At 65.1% G+C, this 20,694-nt stretch carries 17 protein-coding genes and 1 tRNA gene; 11 read left to right on the plus strand and 7 right to left on the minus strand.

Annotation, left to right across the window (positions count from 1 at the left end; all coding sequences use genetic code 11):
• Positions 1 to 2 precede the first annotated feature (2 nt).
• From C8J36_RS00125 to C8J36_RS00135, 3 genes are all read left to right on the plus strand, one after another.
• A complete protein-coding gene (locus tag C8J36_RS00125) occupies positions 3 to 1,925 on the plus strand; it encodes a family 20 glycosylhydrolase (RefSeq protein WP_132531245.1) in 1,923 nt (640 codons plus the stop codon).
• 79 nt (positions 1,926 to 2,004) lie between these two features.
• Positions 2,005 to 3,438 carry a M81 family metallopeptidase gene (locus C8J36_RS00130; protein ID WP_132531248.1) on the plus strand — a complete coding sequence of 478 codons (1,434 nt, stop codon included), beginning with the start codon at positions 2,005 to 2,007 and terminating at the stop codon, positions 3,436 to 3,438.
• A 209-nt stretch (positions 3,439 to 3,647) separates the two neighbouring features.
• The gene (locus C8J36_RS00135; RefSeq protein ID WP_132531251.1) at positions 3,648 to 4,859 is read left to right on the plus strand and encodes an MFS transporter; all 1,212 of its coding nucleotides are present in this window, start codon (positions 3,648 to 3,650) and stop codon (positions 4,857 to 4,859) included.
• Positions 4,860 to 4,952: 93 nt separating this feature from the next.
• On the opposite strand, the gene C8J36_RS00140 is transcribed toward C8J36_RS00135, so the two are convergent.
• The gene (locus C8J36_RS00140; protein WP_132531254.1) at positions 4,953 to 5,366 is read right to left on the minus strand and encodes a hypothetical protein; all 414 of its coding nucleotides are present in this window, start codon (positions 5,364 to 5,366) and stop codon (positions 4,953 to 4,955) included.
• Between the two features lie 290 nt (positions 5,367 to 5,656).
• Here C8J36_RS00140 and C8J36_RS00145 point away from each other — a divergent pair.
• Positions 5,657 to 5,733, plus strand: a tRNA-Pro gene (locus C8J36_RS00145).
• A 107-nt stretch (positions 5,734 to 5,840) separates the two neighbouring features.
• On the opposite strand, the gene C8J36_RS00150 is transcribed toward C8J36_RS00145, so the two are convergent.
• Complete coding sequence (locus C8J36_RS00150; RefSeq protein ID WP_245506409.1) at positions 5,841 to 7,664, minus strand: methyl-accepting chemotaxis protein; 1,824 nt, start codon at positions 7,662 to 7,664, stop codon at positions 5,841 to 5,843.
• A 326-nt stretch (positions 7,665 to 7,990) separates the two neighbouring features.
• Here C8J36_RS00150 and C8J36_RS00155 point away from each other — a divergent pair, with 326 nt between their 5' ends.
• Complete coding sequence (locus C8J36_RS00155) at positions 7,991 to 8,194, plus strand: hypothetical protein (RefSeq protein WP_132531260.1); 204 nt, start codon at positions 7,991 to 7,993, stop codon at positions 8,192 to 8,194.
• Between the two features lie 361 nt (positions 8,195 to 8,555).
• Here the strand turns inward: C8J36_RS00155 and C8J36_RS00160 are convergent, their stop codons facing one another.
• Positions 8,556 to 9,863: a Gfo/Idh/MocA family oxidoreductase gene (locus tag C8J36_RS00160; RefSeq protein ID WP_132531263.1), complete on the minus strand. Its 1,308-nt coding sequence runs from the start codon at positions 9,861 to 9,863 to the stop codon at positions 8,556 to 8,558.
• Positions 9,864 to 10,051: 188 nt separating this feature from the next.
• Between C8J36_RS00160 and C8J36_RS00165 the strand changes: the two genes are divergently transcribed.
• Positions 10,052 to 11,074 (plus strand): NADP-dependent oxidoreductase, encoded by a 1,023-nt coding sequence (locus C8J36_RS00165; protein ID WP_132531266.1) that lies wholly within the window; start codon positions 10,052 to 10,054, stop codon positions 11,072 to 11,074.
• Between the two features lie 83 nt (positions 11,075 to 11,157).
• The gene (locus C8J36_RS00170) at positions 11,158 to 11,781 is read left to right on the plus strand and encodes an FMN-binding negative transcriptional regulator (protein WP_132531269.1); all 624 of its coding nucleotides are present in this window, start codon (positions 11,158 to 11,160) and stop codon (positions 11,779 to 11,781) included.
• Positions 11,782 to 11,812: 31 nt separating this feature from the next.
• Here C8J36_RS00170 and C8J36_RS00175 read toward each other — a convergent pair whose 3' ends face one another.
• Positions 11,813 to 12,193, minus strand: a complete 381-nt coding sequence (locus C8J36_RS00175) for a VOC family protein (protein ID WP_132531272.1) — start codon at positions 12,191 to 12,193, stop codon at positions 11,813 to 11,815.
• A gap of 237 nt (positions 12,194 to 12,430) precedes the next feature.
• On the opposite strand from C8J36_RS00175, the gene C8J36_RS00180 reads away from it, so the two are divergent.
• Positions 12,431 to 13,534: an NADH:flavin oxidoreductase/NADH oxidase gene (locus C8J36_RS00180; protein ID WP_132531275.1), complete on the plus strand. Its 1,104-nt coding sequence runs from the start codon at positions 12,431 to 12,433 to the stop codon at positions 13,532 to 13,534.
• Here C8J36_RS00180 and C8J36_RS00185 read toward each other — a convergent pair.
• Both C8J36_RS00185 and rpsU read right to left on the minus strand, forming a co-directional pair.
• The gene (locus C8J36_RS00185; protein ID WP_132531278.1) at positions 13,470 to 14,669 is read right to left on the minus strand and encodes a hypothetical protein; all 1,200 of its coding nucleotides are present in this window, start codon (positions 14,667 to 14,669) and stop codon (positions 13,470 to 13,472) included. The genes C8J36_RS00180 and C8J36_RS00185 overlap by 65 nt on opposite strands.
• A 343-nt stretch (positions 14,670 to 15,012) precedes the next feature.
• Entirely contained in the window at positions 15,013 to 15,249 is a 237-nt protein-coding gene (gene rpsU, locus C8J36_RS00190) for a 30S ribosomal protein S21 (protein ID WP_062476898.1), read from the minus strand.
• Positions 15,250 to 15,638: 389 nt separating this feature from the next.
• On the opposite strand from rpsU, the gene C8J36_RS00195 reads away from it, so the two are divergent.
• The 3 genes from C8J36_RS00195 to C8J36_RS00205 all read left to right on the plus strand — a co-directional run bounded on the left by C8J36_RS00195 (position 15,639) and on the right by C8J36_RS00205 (position 19,512).
• Positions 15,639 to 16,310 (plus strand): NAD(P)H-dependent oxidoreductase, encoded by a 672-nt coding sequence (locus tag C8J36_RS00195; protein WP_132531281.1) that lies wholly within the window; start codon positions 15,639 to 15,641, stop codon positions 16,308 to 16,310.
• Complete coding sequence (locus C8J36_RS00200; RefSeq protein ID WP_132531284.1) at positions 16,307 to 18,295, plus strand: monovalent cation:proton antiporter-2 (CPA2) family protein; 1,989 nt, start codon at positions 16,307 to 16,309, stop codon at positions 18,293 to 18,295. The genes C8J36_RS00195 and C8J36_RS00200 overlap by 4 nt, the downstream gene beginning before the upstream one ends.
• 62 nt (positions 18,296 to 18,357) lie before the next feature.
• Positions 18,358 to 19,512, plus strand: coding sequence for an HPP family protein (locus tag C8J36_RS00205; RefSeq protein WP_132531287.1), 1,155 nt, complete (start codon positions 18,358 to 18,360; stop codon positions 19,510 to 19,512).
• Positions 19,513 to 19,595: 83 nt separating this feature from the next.
• Here the strand turns inward: C8J36_RS00205 and C8J36_RS00210 are convergent, their stop codons facing one another.
• Positions 19,596 to 20,618, minus strand: a complete 1,023-nt coding sequence (locus C8J36_RS00210; protein ID WP_132531290.1) for an LLM class flavin-dependent oxidoreductase — start codon at positions 20,616 to 20,618, stop codon at positions 19,596 to 19,598.
• Positions 20,619 to 20,694: the final 76 nt, after the last annotated feature.

A 20,694-nucleotide genomic window follows, 5' to 3' on the forward strand; every position in this document is an offset into this window, starting at 1 on the left:
CCATGGCAAACGCACAGGATTTCCGGCTCGAGAACAGCTGGCACCCGATCGATGGAGACGCGTGCGGCGGCTTCGTCTTCACGCTGTTCAACCTGTCGGACGCGCCGATTTCCGGCTTCAAGCTGGCCTATACGTCGCTGACGCGCGTGATGGACGATCCGGCCTGCGACAATGCCACCTTCCTCCTGCGCAATGCCAATTTCCACCAGTTCGCCCCGCCTGAGGGCCTGGTGCTCGCGCCGGGCGGCAGCTGGCGTTTCACCGTGTCGGGTCTCTGGCGTCCGGCCAAACACCGGACGGACGGCGCGAAATCGGCCTATCTGACGCTTCCTGACGGCCGCCATGTCCCGGTCGATGTGGACGACCTGCTTCTCGACGGGCGCCCGGCGGAGCCTGCCCCGGACCTGCTGCCGAAGGGCCGGGTGACGGAACCCTTCTATCTGCTGCCCTGGCCGAAGGCCGCCAGCCTGACGGCCGGGGATGCCGTGCCCGTGGCGCTCTATCCCGCCGAGGGCACGGGCGGCGAGGACCTGAAGGCGGTGAGCACCGTCATCGCGCTTTACCGGCGGCTTTTCAGCGTCGGGCATGTGCCATTGTCGCTTGCGCCGGTGCATGAAGGGCGCGCGCTCGACTTTCGACAGGCGGACGACCTCGGTGCCGAAGCCTATCGGCTGGATTTCGCCGATCGGGTCATGCTCGCTTACGGCGGCGCGGCCGGGCGGCAATATGGTCTGACCGCGCTCGCGCAGATGCTGCATGGCGCCCGTACGGAAAAGGCCGTGTTCCGGTTTCCCGCCTCCGGCGAGATCGCGGACGCGCCGCGCTATGTCTGGCGCGGTTGTCATCTCGATGTGTCGCGTCAGTTCTATCCGGTTGCCGATGTCATCCGGTTGATCGATATCCTCGCCTGGTACCGCATGAACGTGTTCCACTGGCACCTCTCCGACGACGAGGCTTGGCGGCTGGAGATCAAGGCCTATCCGACGCTGACGACGCTGGGCGTGCTGCGCGGACCGGACGAGCCGATGCTGCCGCAGCTCGGCAACGGGGCGGAGCCGGTCGGCGGCTTCTATTCCCAGGACGATGTGAAGGCGATCGTCGCGCATGCGCTGGCGCTGCAGGTCGAGGTCGTGCCGGAGATCGATATTCCCGGCCACAGCACGGCGACGCTGGTCGCCCTGCCGGAGCTTGCCGACGGGCAGGAAGCGCCCGACAGCTATCGCTCGGTCCAGGGTTTTCCCAACAATGCGCTGAACCCTGCGGTCGAGGAGACCTACGTGTTTCTCGGCAAGGTGTTCGACGAGATGGTGACGCTGTTCCCCTCGAAGCTTCTCCATATCGGCGGCGACGAAGTCGCGTCGAACACCTGGATGGCGTCGCCGCTGGCGCGCAAGCTGATGGCGGACGAGGGCGTCGAGGGCACGTTCGGGCTGCAGAGCTATTTCATGAAGCGCATCCAGCAGATGCTGTCCGAGCGCGGCCGCAGGCTCGCCGGCTGGGACGAGGTGTCCCATGGCGGCGGTGTCGATCCCGCGGGGACGCTGCTGATGGCGTGGCAGAAGCCCGAGGTCGGCGTGGAGCTGGCACGTCAAGGCTATGATGTCGTGATGACGCCAGGGCAGGCCTACTATCTCGATATGGTGCAGGACGAGGCCTTTCAGGAGCCGGGCGCGAGCTGGGCCGGCACCGTGCCGCCGCAGCATACCTATACGTACGAGGCGGTCGGCGATTTCCCCGAAGCGCTGCAGGCCCGCATGCGCGGCGTGCAGGCGTGCATCTGGTCGGAGCATTTCCTCAACCGCGACTATTTCAACCACCTCGTCTTCCCGAGGCTCGCCGCGATCGCCGAGGCGGCGTGGACACCGCGGGAGCGCAAGGACTGGCAGCGGTTTGCCGCGCTGGCGCCGTTGAGCCCGAAACTCTAGGGGCAGGGCGGAAGGGGGCCTCGTCCTCTTTCGTCTTTCTCTCCCGCTCAACCCGAAACCCGATCAAGGGCCAGACATCATGACCTTCCGTATCGCCGTCGGCGGCATCCATACCGAATGCAGCACCTCGTCCCCGGTCCTGATGCGGCCGGAGGATTTCCGCGTGCTGCGCGGTTCCGACCTGCTGTCGGCCGATTCCTTCTCGTTTCTGGACGATGCCGATATTCAGCCGCTGCTTCACGCCCGTGCCGTGCCCGGCGGGCCGCTCGCGCGGGCGACCTATGAGGGCTTCAAGGCCGAATTTCTCGATCTCCTGAAAGCGGCGCTGCCGCTCGACGGCCTCTACCTCGCCATGCATGGCGCGATGAACGTCGAAGGCATGGACGATGCGGAGGGCGACTGGATCTCGGCGGCGCGCAGCGTGGTCGGTCCCGACATCCCCGTTGCCGCCAGCTACGACCTGCACGGCAACGTGACGCAGCGCATCATCGACCAGCTCGATATCTTCGCTGCCTATCGCACCGCGCCGCATATCGACGTGCGCGACACCATGGTGCGGGCCTGGTCCATGCTGGTGCAGACGCTGCAGACGAGCGCCAAACCCGGCGTCGCCTGGGCGCCGGTGCCGGTGCTGCTGCCGGGCGAACGCACCTCCACCGAGGACGAGCCGGCAAGGAGCCTCTACGACGCGCTGTCACGCCACGATGCGGTTCCCGGGATCTGGGACGCCAACCTCCTGGTCGGCTATGTCTGGGCGGACGAGCCGCGCGGCACCGCCTGCGCCGTCGTCACGGGAACGGACAAGGCAGCGGCAGAGGCTGCCGCGGCGGAGATCGCGATGTCCTACTGGAACGCCCGCGAGGCCTTCCGTTTCGGCCCCGTCACCGGAGCGCTCGCAGACATGCTTGATATTGCCGAGCGGACGGAAACGCGGCCGGTCATTCTTGCCGATTCCGGCGACAATCCGACGGGCGGGGGCGTCGGCGACCGGGCCGACGTGCTCAACGCTCTCGTCGCGCGCGATTTTCAGGGTGCCGTCATCGGGGGCATCACCGATCCGCCGGCCGTGGAGGCCTGCTTTGCGGCCGGCGAGGGCGCGACCCTGTCGCTGACGATCGGCGGGGCGCTCGATCCCGCAAGCCCCTCGGCGGACGTCTCCGCGATCGTGGTCCGTCTCGATGATCCCGCCGGTCCGCAGGAGCGGCAGGCGGTGGTCACCGTCGGTGGCATCACGGTCATTCTCGCGGCGCGCCGGCGGCCCTACCACAACATCGCCGACTTCACGCGCCATGGCATCGATCCCGACGGCGTGCGGCTGCTCGTCGTCAAGTCCGGATACCTCTCGCCCGGGCTTGCGCCGATCGCACGGCCGAACCTCATGGCGCTGACGGACGGCGTCATCAACCAGGATATCGAGCGCCTGACCAATGCCCGGCGCCAGCGCCCGTCATTTCCCTTCGACCGGGATTTCGACTATGTGCCGGAGCCGCAATCCTCTGCCCGCTGGATATAAGCGTATCTTGCACGACGTCATGGCTGAAAAACAGGCAGCGGCGCGCTTCGCACCGTTGCACTCGGGGTGTCGGCGTCTACATCATTCCCAGCCGAAGCGGGGTCGCTTCGGCGTCGGACAAAGCGGTAAAAACTCTCGTGTCGGCCGTATCCTCACATCCGGCGATCCGCCGTCTCTCCAACTGGGCCGATCCGCGCCCTGGTGTCTCCATGAGCCTATCGATCGCGACCGCCCTGCGGGATCCATCGCTGCGCGTCAGCGCGCTTGCCATCTTCTTCTTCGGTTTCTCGGGTGCTGCGACGCAGCCCTATCAGTCGATCATCGGCATCCGCGAACTGGGCCTGAGCGATAGCGGCTATGCCAGCCTGATGTTTGCGGCCGCCGCCGTCAGCGTCACCGCGAGCGTGCTGATGGGCATCTTCGCCGATCGGCTCGGCGATTACAGGACCTCCATCCTCTATGTCGCGCTGTTCGGCATTACCGGGTTCGGGCTGGTCTATCTCTCCGCGACGATCACCGCCTTCGTCATCGCTAAGCTCGTTCTGCTGCCCGTCTTCGGAGCGCTGAACTCGCTCATCTTCGCCAATGTGCGCGCGGCGTCCGGCGGGCTGGCGCAATCGCAGCTCGTTGCGGTCAACGCGACGATGCGGGCCACGATCTCGCTGTCCTGGGTGCTGGTGCCCGGCCTCGTCGGCATCGCGCTGGCGGGCTCGCAATCCATGCTGCCGGCCTATCTGATCGCGGCGCTCGCCGCCGGCGTCTGCTTCATCCTCGCGGCCTTCTATCTCCCGCGGCCGCTTCCCCTCGACAACCGCGACGATGCCGCGCGCTACCGCATCCTCTCGTCGCTCGCCGAAGTCGCATCGCCGCGCGTCGCGCTGCGGATACTTGCGATCGCGCTCATCTGCTCCATGCTGTTCGTCAACGATGCGGTGCGCTCGCTGATCATCATCGGCAAGGTCGGCGGCACGGTCCGCGATATCGGCATCGTCGTCGGCGTGGTCGCGCTGCTCGAAATCGTCTTCATCCTGTTCTGGAGCGCGGCCGAGCGGCGGATCACATCGCTGCGCTCGCTGGTCATCGGCGGCACGCTCTATGCCGTCTATCTCGCGCTGCAGGGCATGGCGACGCAGACCTGGCACATCTACGCACAGACGCTCCTCAGCGGCATAGCCGCCGCCGCCATCATCAGCCTGCCGATCACGTACCTCCAGGACCTGATTGCCGACCGCCCCGGCCTCGGAAGCTCGCTGATCGCGGTCAACATGTTCCTGAGTGCCGGCATCAGTGCCGTGGTCTTTGCAGCGGGAACGCGGATCGGCGATTACGGCTTCACGTCGATCCTCGGCGGCTTGGTCGGCCTGGCGGGCGTGGTTCTGCTGGTGGTGCTGGACGGGCGCCGGGGACGGGCGAAAGCCTGAGCCGATCCGGCGCAGTCCCGTACCCGCAACGAAAAACACCGGAGCGCGGAAGCGCCCCGGTGTCGTGTCGTCATAGGATGGGACGGTCTCGGCTCAGGACGCCTTGGCGCCGGCCAGTACTTCCTCGCACCAGCTCGGGCCACCCGGCTGGCGGCGGTCGCCGACGAGGCGCACGGAGCGGATGACGTAGTCCGAGGATACGGTGAGCTGCACCGAGCAGCTGAGATAGTCGGTGCGGGCGGGAGATGTCTGCTTGCCGCGCGAGCCGTCCGGCTTCTTGGCATAGGTCGCGGGAACCTTGCGGTTGCGGTAGCCGCCCTTCCAGGAATAGAGCGTGTTGCCGCCGCTCTGCACGTCGGCGGTCGGCGGGCCGAACTGCGCGAAGAAGACGCCGGCCGGCTGTCCGGCCCAGCGGGCCTCGACCGCATTCTGCTGCTGTGGCGCAATGGTGGTGCATCCGGCAAGCGCCAGCGCAAGGCCGGCAGCGGCGAAAACCCGCAAGGTCATATATCGTCCCCTTCGAAAGATCCTGAAACCGGACGCTCTGCCGCCTGCCGCCAGCCCCATGCCGGCATCGAGGCGTCCCGCCCGTTCTCCCACGCCTCTAGCGCCAATCGCCTCGAATGAAAATCGGTCGCAACCTGCCGATACGCAATAAATTCCAAGCGTTGCCGAAAATCTCTACCTGCCGCCATCCCATTCCGCACGGCGCCATCTTCCTGTCAAAAACTCTGCCGAACCTGTGATTTGCCGCTTGTGGAATGAACCCCCCTGTTCTATAGAAGCGCCGCTGGTAACGGAGTGTAGCGCAGCCTGGTAGCGCACCACGTTCGGGACGTGGGGGTCGCAGGTTCAAATCCTGCCACTCCGACCAGCTTAGTCTTTGGCTTTCCCGAAGCCGACCTTCAATCTCTACAGGATCCGCACGGTCGTGCGCCGTTTCATTCGGTGTTCGTGGTTCTGTCGAATGTGCCGCCGCGATCAGGCGGCCCTCTGCCGCCCGACGGCTGCGCCCGGCTGGCGGACGGATTTTCGACGGTTCAGTTTGAAGCCGCCGACGAGGTCGGTGAGCACCGAGGCGTCTTCGGACAGGTTGGCGCTTATCGCCGTCGTTTCCTCCACCATCGCCGCGTTCGCCTGCGTCATCTGGTCGATCGCATTGACCGCGGTGCTGATTTCCTGGAGGCCGACGGATTGTTCGCGCGAGGCCGTGGTCATGGCATCGACCTTGTCGTCGATATCGGCGACATAGAGCGTGATCTGATCCAAGGCTTTTCCGGTCTGATCCACGAGGCGAACGCCGTCGGAGACGTCGGCGCTCGATGTCTTGACGAGCGCGGTGATGTCCTTGGCGGCCTTGGCGGAGCGTTGGGCAAGTTCCCGCACCTCCTGCGCCACGACCGCAAAGCCCTTGCCGGCCTCTCCCGCGCGGGCCGCTTCCACGCCGGCATTCAGGGCCAGGAGGTTGGTCTGGAAGGCGATCTCGTCGATGACATGGATGATCTGCCCGATCTGGGTCGAGGACGCCTCGATGCGGCGCATGGCGTTGACGGCGTCGCCGACGACCGTTCCCGAGAGGGTGGCACAGTCGTTTGCCGCGCGCACGAGGTCGCGCGTCTCGGTCGCCCGTTCGGCCGAGGACCTGACCGTCGCGGCGACCTGTTCCAGCGCGGTGGAGGTCTGTTCGAGAGCGGCCGCCTGCTGCTCGGTGCGCTTGCAGAGCTGGTCGGCGGCTTCATGCATCTCGGCGGCGCTGCCGGACAGTTCGTTGGTCTTTCCGAGCACCTGCTCCAGCGTTTCCTGGAAGGTGGCGATCGAGTTGTTGAAATCGCAGCGCAGGCTGTCGAACCGATCTGCGAAGGGCTCGTCGAGCGTTTCGCGAATATTGCAATCGGCGAGGCGGGCCAGTCCCGCACCCAGCGCCTCGACGACGACCTTGAGCTCTTCCGCTTCGCGTTCGCGGCGGCGTTGCTGGTCGGCGCGTTCCGCATCCGACAGGGACCGCTCCTGCTCGGCCGCAAGGCGCATCTGCTGGCGTTCGATCGCCGCGTTGCGGAAGATTGAGACGCTCTCGATCATCGAACCGATTTCGTCATGTCGTGCGGCCAGCGGCACGTCCTGCGAATAGTCGCCGCGTGCGAGAACGTTCATGTAGCGCCCGATCTTCACGAGGGGCACGATGGCGCGATGACGCAGGAGCCACAGGCCCCCGAGGAAGAGAACGACCGAAAGCAGGCTGCCACCGGCTGCGATCACCGTGTATTTCCGGCTTTCCCCGTTCGCCTTGGCGACGGAGCTTTCGAGGGTCGATGTCGCGAGCGCCGCAAGGGCCCGGACGCTGGCGTCGTGCACATAGAAGGCCTGTTGAACGCGATCGAGCGCTGCCGCATCGCTCGCGCCGGCCTGAACCTGATAGTCGGAGACGGCGGTCCAGAACGCGTCTCCGGACGCGATCACCTCGGTTGCGAGCTTGCCGCGCAAGCCCTCGTCGAGCTGCGCCGTCTTCCAGAAGACGCGCCGCTCCTCGAACGAGGCGCGAAGCGCCTTCATCTTCTCGTCGTTTTCCCGCAGGCGCCCGGGATGCACGACCGCCTCGTTGACCAGCATATAGGCTTCGATGACGTAGAGGGGCGGCGGCAGGATATCCGCGATCAGATCCTTGCCATTGGCGATCTCGTCATAGACCGGCCCTCCCACCTTCAAGGTGCCGAGGGCCTGCGTCTGGATGCCGATCGACATGACCAGGCCCAGGGTGACGACGAGCCCGAACAGAACGAGCAGCCGGGAAATCGTAAGGTTTTTCACGCGATGCCTCTCCGCTGATCGGAGGAGGTCCTCCAATCTCATCGGAGCGAAGTCTAAAACCAGGATCGCTAAAATATCGTGAAGGCCGTAAAGGTCGATGCATTGTTCCGGGACAGGTCTCGATATCGGAACCCTGTCTTGCCGCACGGAACCGCATGGGTCTGTCCAACATTGTAACGTCGGACAGGACCGCAACCACCCGTGCGCGTTCGTCGCCAGGCTTCAACCTTGGACAGCCGTTCGACAGAGTTTGCTTTTTAAGGACAGCGCGGGGCAGCGACACCACAACGTGCGCAATGTATTCCTGAAAACCGAAGGAGTTCGGCGTGAGTTTGAGGCGGCCCTTCAGGGCGGAAATCATCGGCGGATCGAAGATCTGGATCATCGACGCGGAGGGCGCCTTCGTGACGAGTTTCCCAAGGCGAAGCGACGATATCACGGCCGACCTCGCACGCGCACAGGCCGTTGCGTCCGCAGACGTGGAGGAGACGTCGTTCGCAAACGGTGCCGGTATCCACAGTCTCTCCTGAGACGTCATCGAATGGGGGATTGCCCGTTGCGCTCCCGGCTGGCCTCCCGCCCGTTCGTCCCTAAGCAGGCGGATCGTCAGACGAGCAGGAGCACCGGAAAGGAGACCGTGAGAAGGGCTGCACCGGTGACGATGACGATCTTGAGGAGGCTGGCGTCGAAGGACGTTTTCTGCTGCTCGTTCATGCCTTGCTTCCTGCACGCGCCTTGTGGATGTCTGCCCTGTTAACGCGCAGGCGGGGGTTAAGGTTTCCGGGCCGTCGCAGGTTGCACCGCTCGAGAGGGCGGATGTAGAGGCCCGCCGCCTGGCGCGCACTTTTGTTTGGCCCAGTGGCTGGCCAAGTGGCTGGCCCAGTGCCTGGCCTAGAGATCAACCTTTGCGGGAGGACCTCGGAAGGCGTCGAGGCCTTGGACGGGGTCGAGACGGACGGGTGCGCCGGTTGCGGCCGAGCGGTAGATCGCCTCCATCAGCACGTGATCCTGCACGCCTTCCTCGCCCGGCGTGCGTGGTTTTCTGTCATGCAGGATGCAGTCGGCGAGATGGTCGATCTCGGCGGCGAACTGGTTGTTGGCCGAAAGGTCGATCGTCTTCTGCACGGTCTGGTCGCCCTCGCGTTCGATCACCGTCAGGCTCTGACCCTTATACTTGTAGGCATTGGGCATATCGACGCTGGCCCGCTCGAAGTTCAGGCGCTGATGCTTGTCGTCGCGGGCACCGTAGCTCGTCAAGCAATTGACGATGGTGTGGGACGGGAAGCGCAGCGTGAAGGACACGGTTTCCTCGACCTCGGCAAAGCGGGGATCGCCGGCCGGGCTGTACTGGGTCGCCATGATCTCCACCGGTTCCTCGCCGGTCAGGAAGCGCGCGGTGTTGAGGCAATAGAGCCCGATATCCGGCAGCGCCCCGCCGCCGGCGAGCGCCTTCTTGTGGCGCCATTGCTCGGCGCCGTTTTCCGCGACGGTCTGGACATTGATGGCCGACATGCCGACCAGCCGTCCATAGGCTTTCGTGCGCACCTTCTCGGCGAGATGCAGGTTGAAGGCCTCGTACTGGATGCGATAGGCGATCATCAGCTTGACGCCGGCGACGTTGCAGGCGTCGAGCATGGCCCGGGCTTCGGTCGAATTCACCGACATCGGCTTTTCGCAGAGAACATGCTTTCCAGCCTTTGCCGCCCGCTCAACGAAGTCGCGATGCAGCCCGTTCGGGGTCACGACATAGACGGCCTTGATCGCCGGATTGTCCTTGATCGCGTCGAACCCTTCATAATCGTAGCAGGCCTCCGGCTTGATGCCGTATCGCGCTGCAACCGTCTTCATCTTTTCGGGCGAGCCGGAAACGAGGGCGACCAGCCTTGCATTTTTCGTTTCACCGAAGGCCGGCAGGATCTCCTCGAGGCTGAGCCGCCCGAGCGCCACGACGGCGAAGCCGACCCGGTCTTCCGGCGGCAGAGGCGCCTTCGGGTTGCCGCTCGGTGCCTCCGATGGGCCGCGCCATTCCTGAAAGGTGACCTTGCCGTCCTTGACGGCGCCCGTGTCGACCGGCGACGGCGGCGGCAAAGGACCCCCTTGCGCCTCTGCCTGTACGGAGGGTGACAGCAGCATGCCGGTTACGCCGACACCGCCGAGTTTCAGCAGGCCGCGCCGGTTGAAGGCGGGGATATCGTTCATGGGGATGGCCTTTTCTTGAACGTCCAGTGGTCACGATGCGAACTCAGCCGGGCGCGGTTTGTTCATCGCCGTCTCGCTCTTCTCTGTCGTTGAGCCACGCCCGATGCGGACTGAAAATTTGCCGCTGTGGTTTCCGTGCCTATCTCAGACGTGAGATGCCTGAAGACGAAGACAGCAAGGAAGACGGTATGACAGACCTCCAGAACACGCGGATCACGCTTGCCCGCCGGCCGCAGGGCGCGCCGGTCGTCGAGGATTTTCACATCGAGCCGGTGCCGGTTCCCGAGCCAGCTCAAGGCGAGGTGCTCCTGAAGATCCTCTATCTCTCGCTCGACCCCTATATGCGCGGCCGGATGAGCACGGCAAAGTCCTATGCCAAGCCGGTCGAGATCGGCGATGTGATGGAGGGCGGCACGGTGGCGGAGGTGGTCACCTCGCACCATCCCGATTTCAAGCCCGGCGACATCGTGCTCTCGCATTCCGGCTGGCAGGCCTATGCGATCTCCGATGGCCGGGGCCTGCGAAAGCTCGATCCGAAGGCTGCGCCTGTCTCCACGGCGCTCGGCGTTCTCGGCATGCCGGGCTTTACCGCCTATGCCGGATTGCTGACGATCGGCCAGCCGAAGCCGGGCGAGACGGTGGTCGTGGCGGCGGCCAGCGGCGCGGTCGGCTCCGTCGTCGGGCAGATCGCCCGGATCAAGGGCGCGCGCGCCGTCGGCATTGCCGGTGGGCCTGAAAAATGTGCCTTCCTGCGCGACGAGCTCGGCTTCGACGTGGCGCTCGATCACCGGGCACCCGATTTCGCCGAGCAGTTGAAGGCCGCATGCCCCGACGGCATCGACGTCTATTTCGAAAATGTCGGCGGTCATGTCTTCGAGGCCGTGTTTCCGCTGCTGAACACCTATGCGCGGGTGCCGGTTTGCGGCCTGATCGCCCACTACAACCAGGAGGGTGAGGCCAATGCGGGCCCGGACCGGCTGCCGGGCTTCATGCGGCAGGTGCTGACCCGCAGCCTGCAGATCCGCGGCTTCATCCAGCTCGAGTTCAGCGACCAGCGAGACGCCTTCCTGAAAGAGGCCGCCGGCTGGATCGCGGACGGACGGCTGCGCTACCGGGAGGACGTCGTGGAGGGGCTGGAAGCAGCACCCGAAGCTTTCAGAGGCCTGCTGGAAGGCCGGAACTTCGGCAAGCTGGTCGTGAAAGTCGCCTGAGAGCCAGCGGGCCTGGCCCGCAGGCGGCTGGTGTTCGACGCCGGTTGTGCGATAACATCCCGCGCCCAACGAGGATATCCGCCATGTATACGCCGCCCGCATTCCGCATCGAGGATCGTACCGCCCTGCTGGCGACGGTGCGGGCGGCGCGATTGGCGACGGTCGTCACGGCCACGGCAGACGGGCCGTTCGCGACGCCGCTGCCGCTCTTTCTGGACGAGGCCGAGGGCGAGCACGGTGTTCTCTACGGGCATTTTGCCCGGGCCAATCCGCAATGGCGGACCCCGCCGCTCGGCGATGGTCTGGCGCTCTTCATGGGGGCGGATGCCTATGTGACGCCGGCCTGGTACGCGACGAAGCGGGAGACGGGAAAGGTCGTTCCGACCTGGAACTATGTGACGGTGCAGGCGCGCGGTCCCGTGGAATTCTTCGAGGATCCGGAGCGCCTGCTGGAGGTGGTCACGCGGCTGACGGATCTGCATGAAGCGCCGAGGGCGTTGCCCTGGGCCGTCGGGGATGCGCCGGCGGAATTCATTGCCTCGCAGCTACGTGGGATAGTCGGACTGCGCATGCCGATCACGCATCTCGAAGGCAAGCGCAAGATGAGCCAGAACCGCAATGAAGCCGATCGCCTCGGTGTCGCGCAAGGGCTTTCGGAAAGCGAGCGATCCTCGGACCGGGATGTGGCCGACCAGATCTCCGTCTGATCGATCACCCGGAACGCCCGCTGGCCGAGCGCTAGAGATCCGGCTTGTGGAAGAAGGCTTCCAGCCGGTAGCCGTCGGGATCGATGATAAAGGCGGCATAGTAGAAGGTGGCATATTCCGGTCGCAGGCCGGGGGCGCCATTGTCTTCTCCGCCATGGGCGACCGCGGCGGCGTGGAACGCATCGACCGCCTCCTCGCTGAAGGCCTTGAAGCAGAAGTGAAGCCCGGAGCGCAGATCCGGGCGAACCGGATGCTCGGCCTGCGTCACCCAGAGACCGACCTGTTCGTCGCCATAGCCGAGCATCTTCGCGCCGCTGGTGAGCCGTCCATAGCCGAGCGGGGTGAGGGCGGCATCGTAAAAGATGCGGGACCGATCGATATCCCGGACGCCGATGGAAACGTGGTCGAACATGCGCACTCCCTTCTGTCTTGGCTTGTCATGTCCGCTCCCGCTTCCCTCTGAGGCAAGCGGCGCGGTTTTCGGTGATGTTGTCGCCCGCCCGATCGCGTTTCGCAAGCGGAAGCAGGCGACGACATTCCGGGACCAACCCGTTTGCCCGCATCGGCATGCAACAGGCGGGGTGCCGCCCTATATGTGCCGTGCCGCGCGGCCGTTCCCGGGCCGCGCTGAGGCATTCAGGAGATCGACATGACGTCCCCCAAACTCTTCTCGCCCATCGAGGTCGGCGGCCTGACGTTGCAGAACCGCATCGTCATCGCGCCGATGTGCCAGTATTCCGCCGAGAATGGCGAGATGTCCGACTGGCACCTGACGCATCTCGGCATGCTTGCCCAGTCGGGTGCAGGGCTCCTGACCATCGAGGCGACGGCGGTCACGCCCGAGGGCCGGATCAGCTTCGGCGATGTCGGGCTTTGGAACGATGCCTGCGAAGCCGCCATGGACCGCGTGCTCAAGGGCATCCGCCGCTGGTCGGACATGCCGATCGCCATCCAGCTCGGTCATGCCGGGCGCAAGGCCTCCACCGATCTGCCCTGGTTGGGCGGCGCGCAACTCGCCCCCCATCATGCACAGGGCTGGAAGACCGTGGCGCCGTCCGCGACCCCTTTCAAGCCGTCCTATGACGCGCCGGAAGCCCTGGATGCCGAAGGCCTTGAGCGCATCAGAAACGCCTTCGCGGACGCCGCCCGCAGGGCCGCGCGTCTCGGCATCGATGCGGTGCAGATCCATGGAGCCCACGGCTATCTCCTGCACCAGTTTCTCTCGCCGCTCTCCAATACGCGCACCGACGCCTATGGCGGATCGCTCGAAAACCGCATGCGCTTTCCGCTCGAGGTGTTCGAGGCGGTGCGGGAGGCGTTTCCCGCTGAGCGACCGGTGACCATGCGCGTTTCGGGGACGGACTGGGTCGAGGGTGGCTGGGACAGCGCCCAGACAGTCGCTTTCGCGCAGGCGCTCGAAAAGCGCGGTTGCGCTGCGATCCACGTGTCGAGCGGCGGCCTCAGCGATGCGCAGGCCATCCCCGTCGGCCCTAGCTATCAGGTGCCGCTTGCCCGCGACGTGAAGCAGGCCGTCTCGATCCCGGTCGTCGCCGTGGGGCTGATCACCGAGTTCGAACAGGCCGAATCCATCATCGGAACCGGCGATGCCGACATGATCGCGCTTGCCCGCACCATTCTCTACGACCCCCGCTGGCCCTGGCACGCCGCCGCCCATCTCGGCGCGACCGTCAAAGCGGCGCCGCAATATCTCCGTTGCCAGCCACGACAGTACAAGACCCTGTTCGACAGCTGATGCCGGCTCTGTTCTCACCCTCTGTTTCTGAGGGATCATCAGCCGGCGCCATTCCGCTTCGGCTGGCGATACGCGCCTCGTGCCTCAAGCGCCTGATCCTCGCGCTTTCGTCGGCGGCAACATTCCGATGGGCGTCATCAAGACGCGTGTCATGTCCCAGCAGGGAGGCGCGCTCGATCTGCCGTTCGCATTCGGCCGTCTCGCCTATGCGTTGGGCGGCTTCGGCAATGGTCAGGTGCAGTCTCACTTGAAATATGAGGAACGGGCGGTCGGCTTCGGTGCTGCTCCGCCACTGTCGCTCCACGCGCTGGAGGCGATCCAGGATCGCCTTCAGGGCTTCCATGTTTAAAGGCATGTCACGGACGATGACGGCGGCCAACCGCATTTGTGCATCGACATCGGTTGGGAACCGATCGGATGCCTCGATGTAAAATCGTGTTGCATGGTCGTCCGGGTCCGGACCATCGACAATCGTCTGCAGCTTCAGGATGTTGAACTCCGCGTCCCCCAGAGCGGATGGAAGTTCCGTCTCCGCCTGTTTGACCAGCGAGGACGCCGTTGCGACATCGCCCGTTATCGTCGCCTCCAGAATATCCCGTCTGTATTGTAGCAGGCGGACGCTGTCGTCGCTGACCTTTGCTTGCCATTCGGTGCGCGCGGCATCAATGTTCCACTCACCCCGCAAGATGCGCTTTAGGATCGGCTCGATATGGGTTGCAGGTCCCATCCAGGCAATCCGGTTCGTCCGATCGACGATGAAACCGGCCGGCACGCCGTCCTGTCCGCTCGCCTCAAGCCAATGGCGCGTTACCCAGCCCCGAGACAGGACAGAGGCTTCCGGTGTCGGCTCCTCAAGAGCGAGCACCGCCTTGGACGGGATGGATTTGGCTTTCACCGCCGTCCTGTCCACGTGGATCACCATGACGGCCACCCCATAGCACGGAACGCCATGGCTGGCGCTGATCTCCGCAAGATCGCGAATAAAAGGAAGGCAGCCGGGGCAACCGCCGTTCCAGAGAACGACCAGCCTCAGCTGGTCGGAGACGACCGGCTGGAGCACATCCTCGACAAGCCCACGGGATAGTCTCAGCTCTGGAGCTGGATCTCCGGGCAACAATCGCGATAGCTTTGACATGAGCCTCAATCTTTCAAAGATCGGATCGATACGTCCCTCTACGGGTGCCTTCTCTTCAAGACGATGTCATAAATTTAGATTTTGTAAATATATGCTTCGACGGCCCGCATCGGGGAGGATCGCGCCGTTGCCGACGTTGGAAATGCTGCTGCACATGACGAAACGAGGGACTGTCGAGCTGAAAGCCGGATCGCATCGACGTTGCACGATGCGACTGAAACAAGTCGCTGGGACTCTCCGATAAACACAGAAAACCCCGGCGCGACGGTGACCGTCGTTCCGGGGTGTTTTCGAAGACCAGCCGCGCCGTGTCGGATACCGTCCGACGGGCGCCCGTCAGATCTTAGCGGGTCGCAACTTTTTTCTTCGGGCCGGGCAGGAGGCCTTCGCGCTGCATCTGCTTGCGGGCGTTCTTGCGCTGGCGGGAAACAGCTTCAGCCTTCTGGCGAGCACGCTTCACGGACGGCTTTTCATAGGCTTCGCGCATGCGCATTTCGCGGAAGACGCCTTCGCGCTGAAGCTTCTTCTTGAGCACGCGCAGTGCCTGCTCAACATTGTTGTCTCGAACCAGAACCTGCATCTCGAACCTTGATCTCTGTCGCCCGCTGGGGCGGTGGTATGGTGACTTCGGCGCTCCTTATCTCACCACACGTCCGTCATGAAAAGGGGTTGGCTCGAAAAAAGAGCGAAGAAAAGTGCCAAATCTCATTCTCTCCGGCAACTGACGGCGCCCGCAAGGGTGCCGGCCGGCAATGAGATGTGCACATCGGGAGCGTAACGCTCGGCTTTACCATCGCATTCGTCTTGCCGCTTGACAAGATCTTCCCGCAACCCCGATTGTCGCGGTGGCCATTGCGATGGCCATGCCCCGTTCTGGCCGATTCTTGCCTCCGTCGCGTCGCTTCTTCCAGCCGGCTCGTCTCTCCCGGAGCAAACGGCTCCAAAAGAAGACTGCCCGAGAAAGAGATCATGGCCCGCGTCCTTATTCTGTTTGCCCATCCCGGCCAGCGGCATTCGCGCCTCAATGTGCGCATGGCGCGAGAGGCAGCGCAGCTCGACGGGGTGACCTTTGTCGATCTTTATGCCGAATATCCCCGCTTCAACATCGATATCGATGCGGAGCAGGCACGGCTGGTCGCCCACGACGTCATCCTCTTCCAGTTTCCCATCTACTGGTATTCCGTGCCGGCCCTTCTCAAGGAGTGGCAGGATCTCGTGCTGGAATACGGCTTTGCCTACGGGCAGAGCGGCTCCAAGCTTGCGGGCAAGCTGTTCCTGCCGGTCGTCACCACCGGCGGTGCGCGGGATGCCTATCGCGAGGAAGGCTCCAATCATTTCCGGCTGCGCACGCTGCTGTCGCCGCTGGAACAGACCGCCTTGCTCTGCGGCATGCGCTTTCTTCCGCCGGCGGTGCTGTTTTCCGCGCATGATTCGGCCGCCGACGGGCGGGCGGAGACCCATATCGCCGCCTATCTCCGGCTGCTGGCCGCGCTGCGCGACGAGACGCTGGATCTGGAGGCGGTCTCGAAGGTCGAGCTCCTCGACGACGACGCCCTGTCGCTGATCGTGGCACCGGGAGAGCCGAGGCCCACCAGACCTGTGCCGCCTGTCGGCCCCAGCAGCGCGAGGATATCCGGATGAGCGGCTTCATGTTCCAGGCCTTCGTCTACCTCGCGGCCGCGATCACCTCCGTCATCATCGCCGCCCGCCTCGGTCTCGGTTCGGTGCTCGGCTATCTCATCGCCGGCATCGTCATCGGCCCGGTCTTTCATCTGGTCGGCAACGAAACGCAGGATCTCCAGCATTTCGCCGAGTTCGGCGTCGTGATGATGCTGTTCCTGGTCGGGCTGGAGCTTCAGCCGCAGGCGCTCTGGGACATGCGGGCCCGGCTGCTCGGTCTCGGCGGCCTGCAGGTCGTGGGCTCGGCCGCGGTGGTCGCGGGCATCGGTCTTGCCGCCGGCTTGCCGTGGCAGACCGCGGTCGCGATCGGGCTCATCCTGTCGCTTTCCTCCACCGCCATCGTGCTGCAGACGCTAAGCGAAAAGGGTCTCTTGAAGTCGCAAGGCGGGCGATCGAGCTTTTCCGTGCTGCTCTTCCAGGATATCGCGGTCATTCCCATGCTGGCCGTCCTGCCGCTTCTCGCCCTTCCGGCGCTGCAGGGTGGGGATCACGCCGCTCATGGCGCGAGCACAGCGGCGACGCTCGTCTCGGACCTTCCGGGCTGGCAGGTGGCGCTGGTGACCCTTCTTGCCGTCGCCTTCGTCGTGGTGGCCGGGCATTTTCTCTCGCGCCCCGTTTTCCGGCTGATCGCGGCGTCCCGGCTGCGCGAGATGTTTACGGCCGCCGCCCTGCTGCTCGTCGTTTCCACCGCCTTGCTGATGAGCATGGTCGGCCTGTCCCCGGCGCTCGGTACGTTTCTGGCCGGCGTGGTTCTGGCCAACAGCGAATTCCGCCACGAGCTCGAAAGCGATATCGAACCGTTCAAGGGCCTCCTGCTCGGCCTGTTCTTCATCACGGTCGGCGCCGGCATCGATTTCTCGCTGCTCACGGCCAATCTCGGCCTCGTTCTCCTGCTCACGGTCGGCGTCATCACCGTCAAGGCCGCGGTGCTGTGGCTGATCGGGCATCTCTACAAATTGCGCGGCTCCGACCGTTGGCTTTTGGCGCTGGGACTGGCGCAGGCCGGCGAGTTCGGCTTCGTTCTCGTCTCTTTCACGGTGCAGAATGCCGTTCTGCCGTCCGAGCTTGCCGCCATCATCATGCTCGTGATCGCCTTTTCCATGCTCCTGACGCCGGCGCTCTTCATCCTGTTCGACAAGGTGATCGTGCCGCGCCTCGACCGGGGGCAGGTGGACGAGGCCGACGAGATCGGGGAGGAGGCCTCCGTCATCATCGCCGGTCTCGGCCGCTTCGGGCAGATCATCAACCGCATGCTGCTCGCCAACGGCTACAAGACGATCGTGCTCGACAGCCGCTCGGATGTCATCGACGGGCTGCGCAAATTCGGCGTGCGCTCCTTCTTCGGCGATGCCGGTCGTCCGGATCTGCTGCACTCCGCCGGATTGCGCAAGGCGCGCCTGCTGGTCGTCGCCATCGATGATATCGAACGGGCCACGAGCATCGTCCGCCATGCCCGGCATGAAAACCCGGCGATCCACATCATCGCGCGCGCCTATGATCGCAACCATGTCTACCAGCTTTACGAGGCGGGCGCCGACGACATCGTGCGCGAGGTTTTCGACAGCTCCGTCCGGGCTGCGGGATATGCGCTGCAGAGCCTCGGCATGCATCCTTTCGACGTGGAAAAGAGCAAGGCCGTGTTCGTCCGGCAGGACAATTGGGGTCTGCGCCAGCTCGCGCCGCTCTGGAAGCACGATGTGCCCGTGTTCGAAAACAAGGCGTATATCGCCCGCGCCCGCGAGATCTCGGAGATCCTGGAACAGGCCATGATGGGCGACCGCAGCGCGCTGCACGACCGGACCGAGCGCGGCTGGACCCCGCCGGATATCGCGGCGCGCAACCATGACTCTGATAGCCATGATCAGGGCGGGCACGATCTCGGCAAACGGGATATTGCCGAACGGGATATTGCCGAACGGGATTTGGATGGACAGGGCGAGGGGTAAGGCGCTCGCAATTTCGAGGCGGTTCGCCGCTGACGCATACCGACCCTGCGGGAGACGACTGCATGCCATCGACCCCATTTTCGCGTGCCGCCCGCTTCATGCCCTGGCCGGCGTCGCCCGTCAGCCCGAAGGAGCGGCTTCGCTCGGCAGCGGGCGCGCTGTTCGGCCTGCTGGTCACCGGCCTCCTCGGTGCCGTCCTGATCGCGACCTTCCCCCTCTCGCCGGCACTGGTCGCGCCGATGGGGGCTTCGGCCGTCCTTCTGTTCGCCGTTCCGTCCAGCCCGCTTGCCCAGCCCTGGTCGTTGATCGGCGGCAATCTGGTGGCGGCCTTCGTCGGGGTCACGGTGGTGACGTTCGTGCCCGATCCGATGCTCGGCGCCGCCCTGGCGGGCGCGATCGCCATCGGCGCGATGATGAGCCTGCGCTGCCTGCATCCGCCGAGCGGGGCGATCGCGCTGACCGCCGTTCTCGGAGGCCCGTCGATCCATGCGCTCGGCTATGGTTTTCTGCTGTGGCCGGTGCTCGGAAACTCGCTGTTGCTCCTGGCCGCGGCGCTGCTCTTCAACAACCTGACCGGCCGCCGCTATCCGCATATCGCAGCTCCCGCGCTCGGTTCGCACCAGACGAAGGACCCGTCGCCGGCGACCCGCATCGGCTTTGCCGCCGAGGATCTCGATGCCGTTCTGAAGGATTACGACCGGGTTCTCGACATCCAGCGCGACGAGCTTGCGACCATCCTCAAGCGCACGGAGCTGCGCGCGCTCCAGCGCCAGTCCGGGCAGACGCCGTGCGGGCAGATCATGTCGCGCGACGTGATCGCCATCGCGCCGGATGCCTCGCTGTCGGAGGCGCATGCGCTCCTGCGGGCCCACCATATCAAGGCCCTGCCGGTGACCGACGACAATGCCCGCGTCATCGGCATCCTGACCCAGACCGATATTCTCGATCGCGCCGACTGGACACGCGGCCGCCCGACCATCGGCTTCCGCCGCCGCTACCAATTGGCCGTCTCCGGCTCGACGGCGCCGAACGGCACCGTGAAGGACATCATGACCAGCCCCGTGCGAACGGTATCGCCCGACGATTCCCTCTCCGAAGCCATCCTCCTCTTTGCCGAAGGCGGCCTCCACCATCTCCCCGTCACCGACCCCCAGAACCGCCTCGTCGGCATCGTCTCGCAATCGGACGTGCTCGTGGCGATGCTGGCGGAGCGGTGAGGAGAGGGGCTGGCAGAGAACGCCTGCCAACGCCCGCCGCCCGCTGACTGCAACCGTCGCTTTTCTGCGTCTCGTTTCTAGTTCTACCGCCAGCCGAGCGCCGGTGCGATCTGGGTCAGGATGGTTTCGATGACGTGGGTGTTGTAGTCGACGCCGAGCTGGTTGGGGACCGTGAGGAGGAGCGTGTCGGCTTCGGCGATGGCTTCGTCGGTGCGCAGCTGATCGATCAGGACGTCGGGCTCGGCGGCGTAGCCGCGACCGAAGATGGCGCGGGTGTCGGCGTCGATGAAGCCGATCTTGTCGCGGGCCTCGCCCGAGCGGCCGAAATAGGCGCGATCGAGATCGTTGGTGAGGGCGAAGATGCTGCGGCTGACGGAGACGCGCGGCGTGCGGGCGTGGCCCGCAGCCTTGAAGGCGGCGCGGTAGGCGCGGATCTGGTCGGCCTGCTGCACATGGAAGGGCTCGCCGGTCTCGTCGTCCTTCAGCGTCGAGCTCTGCAGGTTCATGCCCAGTTTCGCGGCCCAAATCGCCGTTGCGTTGGAGCTTGCGCCCCACCAGATCCGGTCGCGAAGGCCCGGCGCGTGTGGTTCCAGGCGCAGGAGGCCGGGCGGGTTCGGAAACATCGGGTTCGGGTTCGGCTCGGCAAAGCCTTCGCCGCGCAGCACGTCATAGAAGACCTCGGCGTGGCGCCGGGCCATGTCGCCGCTCGTTTCGCCGTCTGCCGGCGCGTAGCCGAAGTGCCGCCATCCGTCGATCACCTGTTCCGGCGAACCGCGGCTGATGCCGAGCTGCAGGCGGCCGCCGGAGATGATGTCGGCAGCACCCGCATCCTCGGCCATGTAGAGCGGATTTTCGTAGCGCATGTCGATGACCGCCGTGCCGATCTCGATCCGGCTGGTGCGCGCACCGACGGCGGCCAGGAGGGGAAAGGGCGATGCCAGCTGGCGGGCGAAATGGTGCACGCGGAAATAGGCGCCGTCGGCGCCCAGCGCTTCCGCCGCGACGGCAAGGTCGATCGACTGCAGCAGCGTATCGGCGGCACTTCGCGTCTGCGATTGCGTCGAGGGCGTCCAGTGGCCGAAGGAGAGGAAGCCGATCTTTTTCATGATATTGTCCTGTCCGTCTCGATGTGGTGCCGGCGTTTTCGCACAGTCCCTGGCATGGAGACAATCTTGCATTCGC

The organism is Rhizobium sp. PP-F2F-G48 (assembly GCF_004342335.1).
Classification (GTDB): domain Bacteria; phylum Pseudomonadota; class Alphaproteobacteria; order Rhizobiales; family Rhizobiaceae; genus Ferranicluibacter.

Bases quoted from the DNA above. Each gene is read 5' to 3' on its own strand.
- C8J36_RS00125 (WP_132531245.1), top strand. From the start codon at position 3: ATGGCAAACGCACAGGATTTCCGGCTCGAGAACAGCTGGCACCCGATC.
- C8J36_RS00130 (WP_132531248.1), top strand. From the start codon at position 2,005: ATGACCTTCCGTATCGCCGTCGGCGGCATCCATACCGAATGCAGCACC.
- C8J36_RS00135 (WP_132531251.1), top strand. From the start codon at position 3,648: ATGAGCCTATCGATCGCGACCGCCCTGCGGGATCCATCGCTGCGCGTC.
- C8J36_RS00140 (WP_132531254.1), bottom strand. From the start codon at position 5,366: ATGACCTTGCGGGTTTTCGCCGCTGCCGGCCTTGCGCTGGCGCTTGCC.
- C8J36_RS00160 (WP_132531263.1), bottom strand. From the start codon at position 9,863: ATGAACGATATCCCCGCCTTCAACCGGCGCGGCCTGCTGAAACTCGGC.
- C8J36_RS00165 (WP_132531266.1), top strand. From the start codon at position 10,052: ATGACAGACCTCCAGAACACGCGGATCACGCTTGCCCGCCGGCCGCAG.
- C8J36_RS00170 (WP_132531269.1), top strand. From the start codon at position 11,158: ATGTATACGCCGCCCGCATTCCGCATCGAGGATCGTACCGCCCTGCTG.
- C8J36_RS00175 (WP_132531272.1), bottom strand. From the start codon at position 12,193: ATGTTCGACCACGTTTCCATCGGCGTCCGGGATATCGATCGGTCCCGC.
- C8J36_RS00180 (WP_132531275.1), top strand. From the start codon at position 12,431: ATGACGTCCCCCAAACTCTTCTCGCCCATCGAGGTCGGCGGCCTGACG.
- C8J36_RS00185 (WP_132531278.1), bottom strand. From the start codon at position 14,669: ATGTCAAAGCTATCGCGATTGTTGCCCGGAGATCCAGCTCCAGAGCTG.
- rpsU (WP_062476898.1), bottom strand. From the start codon at position 15,249: ATGCAGGTTCTGGTTCGAGACAACAATGTTGAGCAGGCACTGCGCGTG.
- C8J36_RS00195 (WP_132531281.1), top strand. From the start codon at position 15,639: ATGGCCCGCGTCCTTATTCTGTTTGCCCATCCCGGCCAGCGGCATTCG.
- C8J36_RS00200 (WP_132531284.1), top strand. From the start codon at position 16,307: ATGAGCGGCTTCATGTTCCAGGCCTTCGTCTACCTCGCGGCCGCGATC.
- C8J36_RS00205 (WP_132531287.1), top strand. From the start codon at position 18,358: ATGCCATCGACCCCATTTTCGCGTGCCGCCCGCTTCATGCCCTGGCCG.
- C8J36_RS00210 (WP_132531290.1), bottom strand. From the start codon at position 20,618: ATGAAAAAGATCGGCTTCCTCTCCTTCGGCCACTGGACGCCCTCGACG.